Origin of the sequence: Candidatus Leptofilum sp., from assembly GCF_965223285.1 — a bacterium.
Lineage (GTDB): Bacteria > Chloroflexota > Anaerolineae > Promineifilales > Promineifilaceae > Leptofilum.
Genome location: NZ_OZ244997.1, coordinates 4534777 through 4551463 on the forward strand (window position 1 = coordinate 4534777; position 16687 = coordinate 4551463).

Here is a 16687-nt window from a genome sequence, read left to right on the forward strand (position 1 = left end):
ATTGGAGACTGGAGGTTAAAAACAATCTCCAATCTCTACTATAAGCTCTTGGTCGAAACGCGTTGCCAGATGGCTTCAGACATGCGGCGCACCACGTTGGGCAGGCCAGATTTGGCTGAAGTGAGGGTAAGCGGAACGCCCTGGGCAATGGCGCGTGCCTGGTTGACATCGTAGCTAATCTGGAAGGCGACTTTGCTGTTGAGACCACGCTCAACGGCCGTTTGTGGGAGCTGGGCCTCTGGCGTGTGCTGATTCAGGATGTGCGATTTGCGCTTCACCTGAATGCCAGATTTATTGAGCAGCCGGTTGAGCTGTACGGCCGTTTGCACCGAAACCACTTCTGGCGTGATGATATGCAGCCCCATATCTGCCATGGAAACGGCTTGAACAAACGCGGGTGAGAAAACGTGCGGTGCGTCAATCACCGTAAATGCCACATGATGCTTGAGCAAGTTTAAAATATGCTGCACCCGCTCACTAGAGATAGCAGACGGGTCTTGTGGCTTGGCCGGGGCGGCCAACACTCGCAGCCCAGAGGGATGAATGATGAGCCGATTTTTAAGGACCGCCCAATCCAATTCATTTTCTGAAGGCAGATCGAGCCAGGAGGAACGGGCTTGCAGTCGCATGTGCATCACGGCCTGTCCGCCAGATGGAGAGAGGTCTACCAGACAAACCTCCTGCTGGCTGGCGCGGCGTAGTGCAGCTGCCAGATTGACGGCGAGCGTTGTTTGCCCCACACCTCCGCGCAGTCCAAATGCAGTGATGATAATGCCAGCATCAGGGCTCGTTTGACCTCCTTTTTTTGCCAGCAAATCATCTACCCGTTCCATCAACTCCTGCGAGGTAACTGGCTTGCTCAGATAATCATCCGCCCCGCTTTTGAGTGCCGATGTGCGGTCTACTTCCTGAGAACGTGCTGTGAGGACCAAAATGGGTAAATCTTCGATGTTGGCATCGTTACGAATTTCGCGCGCTAAATCATGCCCGCTCATATTGGGCATCATCACGTCTAGCACCAGCAAATCTGGCTTATCTGCCTTGATCTGCTCCAACCCATCCAGCGGATTGTTGATTAGGGTGATATTGTGGCCGCCACGCTCCAGCATGAGGCCAACCATGCGCAAAAGTTGTTCATCATCATCAATTACAAAGATTCGGGCCACAGCGCCGTCTCCTTACATTACAAATGTTACTTTTTATTCGTGTCTAAACAGAAAATGCCAATGCGATCTTTGTGAACCAAAATGAGGTCGCCGCTGTAAGAAATGTCTGGATAAAGGGATGCCGATGCTTTGGCGGCAAAAATGAGCTGAAAGCTACCCATGGATTGTACCAAAATTTCGCGTGCCGAGAATTTACCTTCGTGCATCGCTTCCCCCACAATCTCAAAGGAGGGGACGGTGAGAAAAACAGGAATGATGCGTCCTCGGGTAAAAATAGAACGGCCGTGTTGCGTGCCAACCGGAATGCCTTCACGCCGATCTTGCAAAACGATAAAGTTGATATTGTCCTTGCGAAAAGCAGCTACCTGGTAGTTGGCAATAATTTCGCCTGGTGTGTGAATGCGAGAAATGTACGCATCTTGCAGTTCCAGGTATTTGGAATTAGGATTGCCCAATTCGGCGTGAATGCCACCCATGCCAATGGTGGCTCGCCCGGTAACCCGGTAGGCATCGGTAAATAAATCCAGATTTATCAGATTGCGTTTGCCGAAGGCTGTTGACATTGCTTCACTTCTCTCTTTTCGGTAACGATAAAAGTTGACCAATCAGGCATCATGCAGAGCATTCTGCCAGCAATACTTTACTATACAATTCTGAAGGAATCTACTAACGTACAGCGGCGCAGCCGACTAAAGCTGCGTGGGCCGGTTAATCCTTCGCCAGTTGGGCTGGCAATGGTAAAGGAACAGAACCCTTCGCCGCCATAGCCTAATCCGGCCAGACAAGGCCCATTTTTCACAAAAATACTACAATTCATCTCACGAGCCATGCGGCTCAGGTTATCTAGATTTTTGGAGTGCATAACGGCCGTATGCCTAAACCCATGCTCAGCCTCCACCGCCAAATCAATCGCAGCATCCGCATTTGGCATGCGCACCACGGGCATGATGGGCATCATTTGCTCTGACCAGACCACAGGATGATCTTCCGGCACTTCTACCACAATTTGGCGTACCTCTGGCCCGGCAGAGATGCCAATCTCAGCCAACAGCACGCTGGCATTTTTACCGATAAATGCTTTGTTCATATCGGCATATTTGCGCGGGCCGCGATCTTTTACCGTGACGGCTTGCCATAGCCGGTTGAACTGCCAACTGTTCAGTTTCACGGCACCGTGATGGGTCATCACCTGAATCAATTCATCCACAATGCTATCTACGGCAATGGTTTCTTTTTCTGTAGTGCAAACGATATTGTTGTCGAACGAGCCGCCGATGACAATATCGCGGCCTGCTTGTTCCAAATCGGCCGTTTCATCGACAACAACGGGCGGATTCCCTGGTCCGGCGCAGACGGCTCGTTTGCCGCTGCGCATCGCGGCTCGCACGACGGCCGCTCCGCCCGTTACGGTAAGCAGGCGCACATCTTTGTGCTGCATAAGGGCGGTGGCACTTTCGATGGTGGGGTGGGCAACGGCCGTTAGTAAATTCGGTGGCCCGCCTGCCTTCTGAATTGCCTCATTCAAAATTTGCACAGTGAAGTTAGAGGCGTTTTGGGTGCTGGGGTGGGCATTAAACGTAACCGCGTTCCCCGCAGCCACCATAGCAATGGCGTTGCAAATAACGGTGCTGGTGGGGTTGGTGCTGGGCGTGAGTGCCCCAATGATGCCATAAGGTGCCCATTCGGTGATGGTGAGGCCCCCATCGCCACTCCACGCGGTGGGTTCTAAATCTTCAACACCTAAGGTTTTATCGGCGTTGAGTATATTTTTGAGCGTTTTGTCCTCTACGCGACCCATGCCAGATTCGCTGTGAGCCATCTCGGCCAGCACCTGGGCGTATTCGCGCCCGGCCTGGCGCATGTGGGCCACCATATGCTTGCGAATTTCTACGGGCAGCGTGTTGAGCTGGCGAAAGGCGGTTCCGGCAGCGGCTACGGCTTCATCCAGCGTAGGGAACACGCCGTTCCTGCCACCCACAGGAGTGGGTGTTGGTTGGGCTTGCTGGTGACGTTGGGAAACGGCCGTTTCCCTTGTCACCGGCATCGTCGTGCCCACTTCCCGGTTTACCCGCTCAATAATTGCCTGAATGTCATTCTCGTTCATGGCTATTAATCCAAAAATCAAAGATTGCACAGATTTGACGAATTAAAAATCTTGGGCTCTTTGGGATTTCCTGGGGTTAGCATCGAATTTACGCGAATTGACGCTAATTTTCGTGTTAATTTGCGTAAATTTGGTGCAAAAATCAATTAGACCTCGTCAAATCCTGAAGACCCAAATCTTGTTAATCTGTGTAATCTGCTGATAAAAATCTGATCATTTGTCCAATCGTTTGCGCCGTTTTGCGTTCCATTCCATCATGTTCCAGGCTCGACCTGGTTCTTCATGGTTACGGATAAACGCTTCATCGATCGGTTCCGTATAGTCGCCGTCGGCGATGAGCTGCTGCTGCAACGCTTCAAAATAGGCAGTGAGCTTCTCGACGCGTGCCATGTAGCCTACGTAATCGAGGCTGGAGGCGTTGGCCACCAGCAAAATCTCATCGGCCAGGCCCTCTGGCAGCCAGGGTAGCTGTAGCAGGCTGCTCATTTGTCGATCACGCCAGACGCGCCAACGGCCGTTGTAGGCAAACAGCCCATCGACCAAATAATCATATGCTGATTGCAGCCTGTCGTGGGCGATGGCTGCGCCCAAATTATCCCAGTTCTTCTGAGGCGATCCCCAGCCGAGATGTTGGTCTAATCCAGTAATTGCCTCATCTAACCGAACTTGGCGTACGTTATCGGGGTAAACTGCGCGTTCTTGAATTTGCCTGGTCACTTCGCCAAGTCGATCATGGACAATCCAGCTGCCAATCAAAGCGGATACTTGTTCTTCTGGCCAATGAAAGGCCGGGTCGCGCCACTTTTGCCAGTCTACACGCTTAAAATCGAGCTGTAGCCCTTGCTGGATAGCCTCATCTTTACTGAAAATGCTGTGGAAGCTATCGTCCTCTGCCAGCCATTTGGCTTCGGCTGGGACAATGTAAGGGTCGAAGGGGTCGAGGAATAAAATTGCGTCAATGTCTGAATCAGGGCGCATGCGCCCGGTGGCGATGCTGCCAATGCCAATGATGGCCTGTACGGCCGTTTCTGGCAGCAGCACCCGCTCTATAAACTCAAGAAACTGGGCGCGCTTCTCTTTGGTAGCGGGTGTCATCAAAAGAACAATCCACAGATGGCACAGATTACGCAGATTTTGTCTTCTTTTCTCTGCGCCTCCGCGCCTTTGCGTTGGTTTTTAAGAAAACCTATTTTCGGTACTTCTCGTCGCCAGCCACTTCCCAGCTATCCACAATGGCCATGATAACGGCATCGCACGGCCGTTTATCCGTGAACTTGGTTTGGCGGGCAGAACTGCCGGTGGCCACCATGACCACTTCGTCCAAACCCGCGCCCACGGCGTCGGCAGCGATGACATAGCCGGTTTCTTCTTCATTTTCGGCCGTCAGCCGCCGCACTACCAGGAATTTAAGCCCGTCGAGCGACGCTTCTTTTTGCGTAGACACCAGCGTGCCAACTACTTTGCCTAAGAACATTTTTGTGATCCGTAAACGGTGAACGGTAATCGGTGAGCAGTAACCAGCGGCTTTTTACGGACGACCAATTACGGAAAACCAATAACCGATTACTGTCACTCAGAGGCGTCTTGGCGGCCCAGTGGCAAAACCGTATCCACATTGGCGTGGGGCCGGGGAATGACATGGACAGAGACAATTTCGCCAACTTTTTCTGCGCCGCGCGTCCCGGCCTCAACGGCCGCTTTTACTGCTGCCACGTCACCCCGCACAATGGCGGTTACGTGGCCGCCGCCCGTTTTCTCGTACGCTACCAGCTCCACGCGGGCAGCTTTCACCATCGCGTCGGACGCCTCAACCATGGCGGCAAAACTACGACATTCGATCATTCCTAATGCTTCTGTCATAAGATTCTCCTGTTTATAGTAGTTGGTGGTTAGTGGCTAGTTGCGTTAGGCGTTTCTGACCAGCCACCAGCCACTAAAACTATTCACTTTTGTTGCTTTCCGGGGAACGGCCGCTTACGCTTTCAATGGCGTCAATAGCTGCCTGATACCCCGCCATAATGTCCCGTTCTGAGCCACCCAGATAAACACGGCCAAAGCTGCCGTAAGCACGCACTTCTAAAATGTTTAGATCGGCACGTTTTTCCGCCTCGTTGGCGGCCAGCGCAGCGTAGGCGGCAGGCTGCACTTCCATTACGTACAGCGTTTGTTCGGCCAAAATCATATGCCCGTGGCGCATTCGGTTAATTAACTGCACCTGGTGGGGGTCAATGTTGCGGATGATTTGGCTGGAGACCACGCGTGGCTTGAGGCGGTCTTCTTCCTTCAGTTCCAGTGCTTCCAAAATAGCAGCCCCAGCTGCGCGTACATCTGCTTGACTACTGGAATGTACTTCCAACAAGCCATACAATCGCTCGACAATTTGCATACCGGGCTTTACGTCAACCGATTTCAAGGCAACATCAGTAATGCGATTAATTTCAATCCCCGGGGAAATTTCAATCCACAGAGAGGCATCACCGGGTAGAGGGAGAAATCCACGGGCAACTGTACCTAGAAAGGCTGAATGTTGTGGCTGAAGATTATCTAAAAAAACATAGCTACGCAGTTCAACTGTCACGTTAACGACTCCTTCTTTCAGAGTGCCATTGGTGGGTGGGTTCAGGGCGTGGTTGCCATTCATCCATTTCCAGATTGGGTTCTTTGCCCGTTAATTTGTCGATGAGGTAGTGCAGACGCAGCATGAAAACCTCATCGTAGTCGGTGATGCCACAAACGTCGCACTGGTAAGCTGGCACGTTGGGGATGACCATCAGATGGTTGTTGAGAGGGCTGTAGTAAGCAATTTTTGTGGGCTGGAATTTTCCAATCCGGCAATGGTGACAATCCATATAAAATATTCCCTTAAAACTCTGTTTTGGGCGGCTAATAATTTGTAGGGGAAACGGCCGTTTCCACCATACCGCCTGTTGCTTCCTTCACAATCCGTACACCTGCACTCGCTCCCAGACGGGTGGCACCGGCCGCAATCATCGTTTGTGCATCAACCAAATTGCGCACGCCGCCTGCTGCCTTTACGCCAATGTCTGGCCCGACCACGCTTCGCATCAGGGCCACATCTTCTGCCGTAGCCCCGCCAGGCCCAAAGCCCGTAGATGTTTTCACAAAATCGGCCCCGGCCAGCTTGGAGAGGTGTGAAGCGATCACTTTTTCTTCATCAGTTAGCAGTGCAGCCTCAATGATCACCTTGACAAGTGCATTACCCGCATGAGCGGCACGCACGACAGCACCAATATCCTCTTTCACCGTCACATAATCCTGCGATTTCAAGGCACCCACGTTAATCACCATGTCAATTTCAGTGGCGCCATCCCGGATGGCTTGCTGAGTTTCGTATGCTTTCACCGTGCCGGGCGTCGCCCCAAGCGGAAAGCCGACCACGGTACACACTTTAACGGGCGACCCTTTGAGCAGCTGTGCCGCCAGCTTCACCTGGGCTGGATTAACGCAAACGGAAGCAAATTCGTAGGTGCGGGCTTCGTAACATAGTTGGGCAATCTGGTCTTGCGAGGCATCTGGCTTGAGCAGGGTGTGGTCAATGTAGTGAGCAATGCCGCCGTCTTTTGGCCGTGTGCCTAGCGTGGCCGTGACGCGGCTGGCCCCAGCCTGCACCACCGACTGCACCTTGTCGGCACAATTTTGCACACAAGAGCCATCGGTGCAGTTACAGCCAGAACCCACGTCGGCTGGCTGGGGCTGATTTAGCCGCAGCAACACCTCGCGGGTGATTTCTTCTATGATTTGTTCGATGGCTGCTTGATTTTGCATTTTAATTTGTTAGTGGCTAGTGGCTAGTGGCTCGTCACTAACCACTAACAGTCTAGCTACTAACCGCTTCCTTACTTGCTAAATCGCTTTTCAATTGCCCAAATTTTGTCTACGCGACGGGCGTGGCGGTCGCCACCAAACTCTGTAGCCAGCCACGTTTTTACAATTTGCTGAGCCAGGTTGGGGCCGATGAGCCCTGCACCAAGGGTGAGAACGTTGGCATTGTTGTGTTCTCGACTGTTAACGGCCGTTGCCTGATCATAGCACATCGCGGCCAGCACACCGGGCACTTTGTTAGCTGCCATGCAGCTACCAATCCCCGCACCGTCGATAATGATGCCACGCCAGGCGCGTCCAGTACCCACTAGTTGAGCCACCGCATAGGCGAACTCTGGGTAGTCTACCGAATCCATGCCGTGTGTGCCACAATCTACCACCTCATGACCTGGGTGGGTGGTGGCTAGCATTTTTTTGAGCGTTTCCTTGAGAGTGTAGCCGCCGTGATCTGCGCCGATGGCAATGACGGTTTGGTTTGTTTTGGGCGTTGGCTGGCTGGGGCTGCTTTCTTCTAGGTGGATGTGCCGTTCTAGAGCGGCTTGGCGAGCCAGCGGGGTGATCAGGGCATCGGGTGGCAGAGCAAATATTGTGTTAGGTGGGATTTGCTGTATGTACTCGGCGTCTATGAGCGGCCGTTTACTAGCAGAAAGTGTGTGGGAAACGGCCGTTTGCCCTTCACCAATTACTCGATTAACAACTTGGCGCACCAACGCCTCGATCTCTTCGGCACTGTAGCTCATACTCAGTTTATGGGGTGATCCACATGGGGCACCAATTCCCAGTCGGCAATGGGCCAATAAACCACCATCGCCTTACCAAGAATATTTTCCTCCGGCAAAAAGCCCCAGGAGTGGGAATCGCTAGAACTGTTGCGGTTGTCACCCAACACAAAAAACTCGCCGTCTGGTACTGTCCAATCTCCTGTATAAGTTGGGGCTGCCTGAATATAAGGCTCTGCCAACAGCATTCCATTAACCAGAACCTGCCGCTCCTGAATTTCCACATGATCGCCAGGCACGCCAATGACGCGCTTGATCAAATTTAGGTCGCTATTTGGGTGCTTAAAAACAACAATGTCACCGTGGTTCGGCTCATTCAAGTAGTAGCTAAAGTTATTGATGAGCAAATATTGGCCGTTGGCAAGAGTTGGATTCATGCTGCTGCCATCAATGCGGTAGCGACCCACAAAGCTATTGACCAACCAAAAAATGAAAAAGGTCAGGAGTAAGGTCTCGACAATTTCACGCACCACAAGCTCCGTGGGTTGCTTCCTTTCGTCGGCGACGGCGGTTGTGTCATGGAATGGGGGTTGTGGGGCATTGGACTCAGTTAGAGCCATGAAATGATTCTCCTGAAGATGGTTGAAATTATAAACGACGCCTAAAAGTGGAGCAAACTAGCTTTCTGGCGAACAGCTTGGCTATCGTAGTCAAGAATATTGGATTCGTAAAGTGTTTGGCAAATTTATTACACAAACAATAACGGAAATTTGGCCAAAAAATTGCCAAAGCTTGTTTGCATACCGTTTGGGGGACGGCTATACTTACGCTCTGTCTGTTCGGCTCCGTAGCTCAGCTGGCAGAGCAGGTGACTTTTAATCACTTGGTCGCAGGTTCGAATCCTGCCGGAGTCACTCGCATTTCCTTGAGATGCCCGGTATTTTCCGGGCTCTTTTTATTTCTGGTTTCACCATAGGATACGGTTGTTATGAAGCGGCACGTTTATTTAGAAGATATACCGCTTGACGAGGCACAGGCAGCGTTCCGGGCGGCTTTGCAGGCAACGGGCTGGTGGCAGCCTTTGGCGGCAGAAGAAGTGCCAGTGGCGCAGGCACACGGCCGTATCACCGCCACTGCCGTCTGGGCCAAACTGTCTTCCCCTCACTACCATGCCAGCGCGATGGATGGGTACGCTCTTCGGGCTCAGGATAGCGAAGGTGCCACCGAAACCCAGCCGCTTCAGTTTACCCTCGTCGAAAATTGGGAGACGCCACCAACTGAACCACGCCCGATACGTCCGGTTAACACCGGGCAGCCACTGCCCCCCTGGGCCAACGCTGTGGTGATGATTGAACATACGCAGCCAGTAGAATTGGCAAACGGCCGTTCTGGCATCGAAATACGCGCCAGCTTGCCGCCCTGGCAGCACGTCCGCCCTATGGGGGAGGATATGGTGGCTACCGAGCTGGTGCTGCCCGCCAACCACAAGCTGCGCCCGGTCGATTTAGGTGCGTTGGCCGGGTCTGGCCACGCCACCGTGTCGGTTTACCGCCAGCCGCGCGTGGCCATCATTCCCACTGGCTCTGAGTTAGTTTCCGCCGAGGTTGTGGCTGAGAGCGGCATTCAGCCAGGGCAAATTATTGAGTACAACAGCATGGTGCTGGCTGCGCAAGTAGCTGAGTGGGGCGGACTGCCCACCCGCTGGCCCATTGTGCCGGATGAGTTTAATGCCATTCAAACGGCCGTGCGCCAAGCTGCCCAGAACCACGATCTCATCCTGCTCAATGCCGGCTCTTCCGCAGGCAGCGAGGATTATACAGCCCACGTGGTGCAGTCGCTGGGGCAGCTTCTTGTTCATGGCGTTGCGGTGCGGCCAGGCCATCCCGTCATTTTAGGACTACTGGAGATTAGAGATCGGAAATTAGGGAGTGAAAATCAATCTCCAATCTCCAATCTCCAATCTCATATTCCAATTGTTGGTGTCCCCGGCTACCCAGTCAGTGCTGCACTTACCGGCGAAATTTTCGTAGAGCCGCTTTTGGCGCGATGGCAAGGACAACGGCCGTTCCAACCCCAAACCATCACTGCTACCCTTACCCGCAAGCTGAATTCGCACACCGGGGATGATGATTTTGTGCGCGTGGCGGTGGGGGAAGTGAACGGCCGTTTCGTCACCACCCCAATCAGTCGCGGGGCCGGAGTGATCACCTCGCTAGTACGGGCCGATGGCATTGTCCGTATTCCCCGCTTTAGTGAAGGTGCCGAGGCGGGCAGCGACGTCACCGTCCATCTTTACCGGGACGCTCGTGAATTGGCTCAGACCATTCTGGCCATCGGCAGCCACGATTTAACGCTCGATCTCATCGCCCAATTTTTGGCAGAGCGCGGTGGCGTGCGCCTGGCTTCGGCCAATGTGGGCAGTTTGGGCGGATTGGTTGCGCTGCGACGCGGTGAATGCCATTTGGCGGGCAGCCATCTGCTGGACCCGGAAACGGGCATCTACAACCAGAACTATGTGCGCCGCTACCTGCCCGACGAGGACGTCGTGGCGCTGACGCTGGTAGGGCGGGAGCAGGGCTGGCTGGTGCCACCAGGAAATCCGAATGAGATTCAGGGCTGGGCGGCGGCAGCGCGGGACGATGTGCAGTTTGTGAACCGGCAACGGGGGGCAGGCACGCGGGTGCTGCTTGATTATGAGCTGGGCAAGTTGGGCATCCAGCCAGAGCAGGTTCAAGGCTACGGCCGTGAGGAGTACACCCATCTAGCCGTGGCGGCGGCGGTTGCCTCTGGCACGGCTGATTTTGGGCTGGGTATTCAGGCTGCGGCGCGGGCGTTGCAGCTGGATTTTGTGCCGTTGGCCCATGAGCAGTACGATTTGGTGATGACGCGCCAAACTTACGAGAGCGACCGAATATGGCCCTTGCTAGACTTGCTGCACGATGATGATTTTAAGACGGCCGTTGCGGCTTTGCCGGGCTATGATGTCTCGGTGATGGGAAAAACCACTGAAATTTGAACAGCTAATCCATAACCCGAATAAATTGTTCTATGATTTCATGAGGTAGTTCGTTGAGAACAAATCGCCAAACGTCTTTTGCCAACGCATAAGCTGTTTTTGCATCTTCTAGGCTAAGTTTAGCAACATTGCCGGGGTATCTGGACGCGACAGCGTAAGGTGTGAGCGTGATTGCTGCCCTCCTGAGCACGTTGAACTCATCATTGATTTCCAGGCAAAGGGCTATTAGTGCAACAAGGGAATGTGTTTTTGGAAAAACAATATCATGAGATGTCAGGTAGGCTTTAATTGCTTTTTCTGCAGCCTGCTGGGCATGAAAGCTGGCAATATCTGTTAGCGGAAAGGAACCTTCCAGCAACCTTCTGGTGGCCTGTAAGTCCTGAAGGGCTTTTTCCAGCCAACTGATGACTTCAGAGGATTTCGCATCAGCCATAGAGAAGTGCGCCCTCGCGGAGAACCGTTGATGACAGGGATGTTAAAACTTGCTGCGATTCTTCAAATTCCTCGGCCGTAAGTACAATGACATCGGCTGGTTGTTTTAGGCCCCAAAGGGCATCATACGCTTTCGTTTCACGCTCATGACGGGGTAATGGGCTGTCTGACAACACGACAAGCAAATCGTAGTCGCTGTCAAGGGTTGCCTCGCCACGTGCCTGAGAGCCGAAAAGATAAATGGCATTTGGTTTTAAACGACTGACTAATCGTTTGACAAGTTGGTCAAGTGCATTTGAAATTTGAACAGTCACAAGATTACCTGATTTTTGGAATAGTTAAGAATAATTTGCATTCTAGCATAAATGATATGTTAGGATAAAACAATTCTTTATGGAAACGGCCGTTAGCCCACCCGACAGGTTCCCATGTTGCAATAGTCGCTGCAAAATTATCAAAAACAGGAGTTACGAAATGTCTCTTTCCTTTATTGCTGATTTACATAATCACACAACCGCTTCAGACGGCGAATTTAGCCCCACAGAACTGGTGCAGGCTGGCAAAGATTTGGGCTTGCAGGCGATTGGCGTGACTGACCATGATACCTTGAACGGGCTGGATGAAGCACTCGTGGCTGGCGCACAGCTAGGCATTCGGGTGGTGCCTGGGGTAGAGGTTTCATTGCGGTTTAGACGGCCGTATTTCACCGGCACCCTTCATTATTTACTGTACATCCCTTATGATCTGCTGCAAGATGACGCATTCCGCCAAATGGCGACCGACATCTTTAGTCAGGGTCGGGGCGGCGGCCTGGTGCGCGCCCGCGTCCAGGCCATTAATGCAGAGTTTGGCCCCAATGGCAACCAGCCGTTGCTTAAACAAGATTTAACGGCCGAAGGGATTGAAGCGTTGGCGGCAAACGTTTCCCGTCGTCATTTTGCCGTTGCCCTCAAGGAAAATCATGGACTGGACAAAGAGCAGATCAATATGCTCATTGGCAACGACAGCGTGGCTTATGTGCCATCAGGCATCGATCCCAAGCAACTAACGCCGCTGCTCAAAAAGTATCCGCAACTGGTGCGCATTTTTGCCCATCCCGCCGCTGGTTCCTTTCCTGGCAAGAGCCTCTACAACGAAGTGTTGCCTAACATTGAGGTTGTGGAAATCCTGATGCCCGAATTTTTGGATGATGACTTATTGGGTTTGGACGGTTTGGAAGTGGAATACCCTGGCCACGCGCCGGTGCATCGCAAATTGATGGCTGAATGGGCAGAGAAATATGGCCTGATTACCAGCGGCGGGTCTGATTGCCATGATCGGGTGGATCGGCCGTTGGGTGTAGCGGGGGTTTCGCAGCCGGAGTTAGACACCTTGCTGGTGAGGTTGCTGCAACCGGAAACCAGTCGGTAATCAACAGGATACAAGTTATTTGGAAAGCCCTATTCAATTAATTGGATGGGGCTTTTTTACGTTATATTTATGCCCTTTGGGACTTAATTGCTATGACTGATATGTGATATACGGTGCTAGTACCTCCTTCTACAATACAGCTAAACGGTTCCAATAGTGTTGGCGACGCTCCTGCATAAATTATTGGCGTCGAAACGGCCGTTTTCTTAACACCAAACAAAATTTAGGAAGGCATTTATGTTGCAGTTGCAGCGAATATCACATAAATCAAGTAGCTTTGCTCGACCCCGTGTTTTCTTCAGTTGGGCCAAAAACAAGATGGTTTTATTGGTTTTGCTAATAAGTTTCTTTGCGCCAATGAGCGTCTTTGCTGCTGCCCCGGTATTTACAGCTAACGGGCCATTTTCCATCACGGAAAACAGCTCAACAGGAACGTTAGTAGGGCAGGTGGTGGCTACAGATGCAACCAGCTATGCCATTACGGCTGGTAATGGCACGGGCAGCGGGGCATTTACCATCGATAACAGCGGTATTCTCCGTGTGGCCGACGGAACCCAAGTTGATTATGAAACGACTCCTCAATTTTCATTAACTGTTGAAGCAACCAATACAGACGGTACAACGCCCGCAACCGTTATTATCAATGTGCAAAATGTGAACGATCCGCCGCAAATGGATCAAGGCTTTTACGAATTCAACATCGATGAGAATCTGCCCAACAGTAGTTTGGTCGGGACTGTTTCTGCCACGGATAATGATCCTGGCGATACTATCGTTTATAGTCTTGTACCTGGCCCCGTCACCGCTTTTGCTATTGATAGTGATGATGGCGAAATCAGGATTGTAGATACGGCTCAAATTGATTTTGAGTCGGGTACGATCTTGTACACCATCTATGTGCTGGCGAGTGACGGTGGTTTGAGCGATATTGCCCCCGTTATTATTACCATCAACGATGCGAATGATGCGCCCGTTGCGGTGAATGACGGCACGTATAATGCCACAGAAGATACCCAGTTAAATGTCAATGTGGTGGCCAATGGCGTCTTGGCTAATGATACCGATCAAGACCAGAATCCAGTTGATACATTATCGGCCGTACTGGATACTCAACCAGCCAACGGTACCGTCACGCTCAATGCAAATGGTACATTTACCTATATGCCTGCATCCCAGTTTGACGGCACAGATTCCTTTACCTACCATGCCAATGACGGTTTTGCCGATTCCAACATTGCCACCGTGACCATTAACGTTACCGGCACCAATGATAACCCCACCGCCAACAGTGATACATACGCAACCGATGAAGATACGGTGCGCACTGTTTCCCTTCCGGCGGATGGTCTGCTTGACAATGATACTGACCCGGAGAACGATCCTCTAACCGTTACGGGTTTTGATGCAACAAGTTCGATGGGAGCGGCCGTTTCGGTGAATGCTGACGGTACATTTAGCTATGATCCAACTGGTTCGGCCACCATTCAAGCCCTTGATGCAGGCGATACTACGTCAGACTCCTTTGATTACACAATATCCGATGGCGACACAGGAACGGATACCGGAACTGTCACAATTAACTTGACTGGCGTGAACGACGCTCCTGTTGCTTCGGGTGACGGACCTTACAATGCGACCGAAGATGTGCAATTGAATATCAATAGAGCCGCTGGCGTGTTGGCCAACGATACTGATGTAGATACGGATGATGTGGGAACCCTGACGGCCGTAATAAACACAACAACTAGCAATGGAACCTTGACCCTTAACCCCAATGGCAGTTTCACTTACACGCCCAATGCCAATTATAATGGCTCAGACTCCTTCACCTATTTTGCCAACGACGGCACCGTTAATTCTGGCAGTGCTACCGTAACAATCAACATTGCCAGCCAGGACGATGACCCCAACGCGGCAGATGACGGCTATACGGTGGACGAGAATTCTAGCAACAACACATTAATGGTGCTGAGCAACGATACTGATCCTGATAATGTTAGTGAGACATTTACGATTACGGCCGTTGATAATCCCACCACGCAAAATGGTGTGGCAACTATTAATGGCAGCACTATTTTGTATACGCCTCAAGCAGGGTTTGTCGGTACAGATACGTTTACATACACTATTGAAGACAGTACAAATCGTTCTGATACAGCTACCGTTACCATCACGGTGCAAGATGTAAATGAGGACCCCATTATTGACCAGGTAAGCCCGCAAAGCATCTCTGTTGATGAAGATGGAACGCTTTCACCGCTATTGAATTTAACCGCTAGCGATGGAGATGCAGATAGCTTAACCTGGAGCATCCATGATCAGGGCAATATTGGTACTGCCAGCTTTTCTGGGGGCAATACAGGCACATCGGTGAATGTAGATTATGCGCCCAATGCCAATATGAATGGCTCCGACTCGTTTGTAGTGCGCGTCAGCGACGGGCGCGGCGGCACAGATGATATCACCGTCAATGTAACCATTAATGAAACCAATGATGATCCAACTGCCGTAGATGATTACCCCAGCGTTGATGAGCAGAGCAGCAACAACACACTCTATCCCTTGCTGAATGATGATATTTACCCCGATACAGGCGAAAGGTTGACGATTACGGCCGTTGGCCCTACAGACAATGGCGGGACGGTCAGTATTATCGGTGGTGTTGGTGGCACAAGCCTTTCTTACACGCCGGATGTTTCCTTTATTGGAACTGAGACGTTTACCTACACCATCAGCGACGGCCGTACCGGCACTGACACTGCCACCATCAACGTAAGCGTGGATGATGTGAACTTCCCGCCAGAAATAACGGAAGGCACTTCCACTAGTGTAACGATGGACGAGGATGGGAACCCGACACCGTTTAACCTGACGCTTAACGCCACTGATCCAGATGCCGACAGTCTAACCTGGGGAGTTCAAAGCCAGGCTAGCAACGGCATTGCATCTGTAAGCGGCACAGGTGCATCCAAAGCCATTAGCTATACACCCTTAGCCAATTACAATGGCAGTGATAGCTTTATGATTCTGGTAACGGATGGTAACGGTGGTGCAGACGCGATTACGGTCAATGTGACCATCAACCCAATCAATGATGATCCGGTTGCCGTGGATGACACCAGTGCAACGCCCCCCGATACGGCCGTTACCATAAACGTGTTAGACAATGACACTGATCCTGAAGATGATAGTTTGACGATTACGGCCGTTACCCAGGGCAGCAAGGGCAGCGTCACCCACGACGGCAGCACCCTTACCTACACCCCTAATCCTGGCGAAGTTGGCACTGATACCTTCACCTACACCATCAGCGACGGCACGACGGGCAGCGATACTGGCACCGTTACAATACAGCTGGGTTTATATGAGGTATTCATGCCAGCCATCACCAATAACTTTGTAAATGCTCCTGATCTGGTAGTAACCAATATCATTGCCAGCAGCGACCTTATTGAAGTTGTCATTGAAAATCAGGGAACGCAGGCAACCAGCAGTGGCTTTTGGGTTGATCTTTACATTGCGCCAGACCCGGTGCCAACACATGCAAACGAAATTTGGTCAGATGTCGGTACCGAAGGCATTGTGTGGGGGGTAGATGTTGCCATCCCTGCTGGCGGCTCACTCACGTTAACCTACAGCACGGACCCTGGCGCACTCAATTTGTATTATTCAGAAGCGAATAGCAGCTACGGTGGCAGTTTGCCTGACGGCGCTTCGGTGTATGCCCAGGTAGATTCAGCTCACCTTTCCACCACCTACGGTGGGGTACTGGAAACACACGAGATTTTGGGTGAACCATATAACAACGTGAGTTCAGAATTTATATCTGGCGATGCTTTGCCATTCGAGAATGATCAGGATGATCCGTTGGAAGCACAATTTATTGGGCAACCGTTAGCGTTGCCACTCCGGTAAATAAATATGGTTTGCTCGGTTAAGAGTTAGCGTTAGATAAAGCAAGCTATTTTGTAACACAATCATCACTTTGATGAGGGAG

Annotated in this window: 16 protein-coding genes and 1 tRNA gene; 4 read left to right on the forward strand and 13 right to left on the reverse strand. The window is 51.7% G+C overall.

The features are described from left to right. Window positions 1–38 precede the first annotated feature (38 nt). The 11 genes from ACOQPU_RS20390 to lepB form a co-directional block, all read right to left on the reverse strand. Window positions 39–1166, reverse strand: a complete 1128-nt coding sequence (locus ACOQPU_RS20390) for a response regulator (RefSeq protein WP_420641680.1) — start codon at window positions 1164–1166, stop codon at window positions 39–41. 26 nt (window positions 1167–1192) lie between these two features. Beyond that, complete coding sequence (locus ACOQPU_RS20395; RefSeq protein ID WP_420641681.1) at window positions 1193–1729, reverse strand: hypothetical protein; 537 nt, start codon at window positions 1727–1729, stop codon at window positions 1193–1195. Between the two features lie 80 nt (window positions 1730–1809). Next, window positions 1810–3270, reverse strand: coding sequence for an aldehyde dehydrogenase family protein (locus ACOQPU_RS20400; RefSeq protein WP_420641682.1), 1461 nt, complete (start codon window positions 3268–3270; stop codon window positions 1810–1812). Window positions 3271–3483: 213 nt separating this feature from the next. After that, entirely contained in the window at window positions 3484–4368 is an 885-nt protein-coding gene (locus ACOQPU_RS20405; protein WP_420641683.1) for a nucleotidyltransferase domain-containing protein, read from the reverse strand. 88 nt (window positions 4369–4456) lie between these two features. Next, the gene (locus tag ACOQPU_RS20410; RefSeq protein WP_420641684.1) at window positions 4457–4744 is read right to left on the reverse strand and encodes a EutN/CcmL family microcompartment protein; all 288 of its coding nucleotides are present in this window, start codon (window positions 4742–4744) and stop codon (window positions 4457–4459) included. Window positions 4745–4839: 95 nt separating this feature from the next. Further along, a complete protein-coding gene (locus ACOQPU_RS20415) occupies window positions 4840–5130 on the reverse strand; it encodes a BMC domain-containing protein (RefSeq protein WP_420641685.1) in 291 nt (96 codons plus the stop codon). Window positions 5131–5209: 79 nt separating this feature from the next. After that, window positions 5210–5848, reverse strand: a complete 639-nt coding sequence (locus tag ACOQPU_RS20420) for a hypothetical protein (protein ID WP_420641686.1) — start codon at window positions 5846–5848, stop codon at window positions 5210–5212. A 1-nt stretch (window position 5849) separates the two neighbouring features. After that, entirely contained in the window at window positions 5850–6119 is a 270-nt protein-coding gene (locus ACOQPU_RS20425; protein ID WP_420641687.1) for a YgiT-type zinc finger protein, read from the reverse strand. A gap of 34 nt (window positions 6120–6153) precedes the next feature. After that, window positions 6154–6840, reverse strand: coding sequence for a deoxyribose-phosphate aldolase (gene deoC, locus ACOQPU_RS20430; protein ID WP_420645858.1), 687 nt, complete (start codon window positions 6838–6840; stop codon window positions 6154–6156). Between the two features lie 287 nt (window positions 6841–7127). Then, window positions 7128–7853 (reverse strand): ribose 5-phosphate isomerase B, encoded by a 726-nt coding sequence (rpiB, locus tag ACOQPU_RS20435; RefSeq protein WP_420641688.1) that lies wholly within the window; start codon window positions 7851–7853, stop codon window positions 7128–7130. 2 nt (window positions 7854–7855) lie between these two features. Then, window positions 7856–8452 carry a signal peptidase I gene (gene lepB / locus ACOQPU_RS20440; RefSeq protein WP_420641689.1) on the reverse strand — a complete coding sequence of 199 codons (597 nt, stop codon included), beginning with the start codon at window positions 8450–8452 and terminating at the stop codon, window positions 7856–7858. A 221-nt stretch (window positions 8453–8673) separates the two neighbouring features. Here lepB and ACOQPU_RS20445 point away from each other — a divergent pair. After that, window positions 8674–8746: transfer RNA gene (locus ACOQPU_RS20445), tRNA-Lys, on the forward strand. 74 nt (window positions 8747–8820) lie between these two features. Beyond that, window positions 8821–10848 carry a molybdopterin biosynthesis protein gene (locus tag ACOQPU_RS20450; protein ID WP_420641690.1) on the forward strand — a complete coding sequence of 676 codons (2028 nt, stop codon included), beginning with the start codon at window positions 8821–8823 and terminating at the stop codon, window positions 10846–10848. Window positions 10849–10852: 4 nt separating this feature from the next. Here the strand turns inward: ACOQPU_RS20450 and ACOQPU_RS20455 are convergent, their stop codons facing one another. Together ACOQPU_RS20455 and ACOQPU_RS20460 are read right to left on the reverse strand one after the other, a co-directional pair. Beyond that, on the reverse strand, window positions 10853–11281 hold the full coding sequence (locus ACOQPU_RS20455; protein ID WP_420641691.1) for a HEPN domain-containing protein: 429 nt from the start codon (window positions 11279–11281) through the stop codon (window positions 10853–10855). After that, on the reverse strand, window positions 11274–11594 hold the full coding sequence (locus ACOQPU_RS20460) for a nucleotidyltransferase domain-containing protein (protein ID WP_420641692.1): 321 nt from the start codon (window positions 11592–11594) through the stop codon (window positions 11274–11276). The genes ACOQPU_RS20455 and ACOQPU_RS20460 overlap by 8 nt, the downstream gene beginning before the upstream one ends. 160 nt (window positions 11595–11754) lie before the next feature. Here ACOQPU_RS20460 and ACOQPU_RS20465 point away from each other — a divergent pair, with 160 nt between their 5' ends. Together ACOQPU_RS20465 and ACOQPU_RS20470 are read left to right on the forward strand one after the other, a co-directional pair. Further along, on the forward strand, window positions 11755–12690 hold the full coding sequence (locus ACOQPU_RS20465) for a PHP domain-containing protein (RefSeq protein ID WP_420641693.1): 936 nt from the start codon (window positions 11755–11757) through the stop codon (window positions 12688–12690). A gap of 357 nt (window positions 12691–13047) precedes the next feature. Further along, a complete protein-coding gene (locus ACOQPU_RS20470) occupies window positions 13048–16605 on the forward strand; it encodes an Ig-like domain-containing protein (RefSeq protein ID WP_420641694.1) in 3558 nt (1185 codons plus the stop codon). The last annotated feature ends 82 nt before the right edge of the window (window positions 16606–16687 follow it).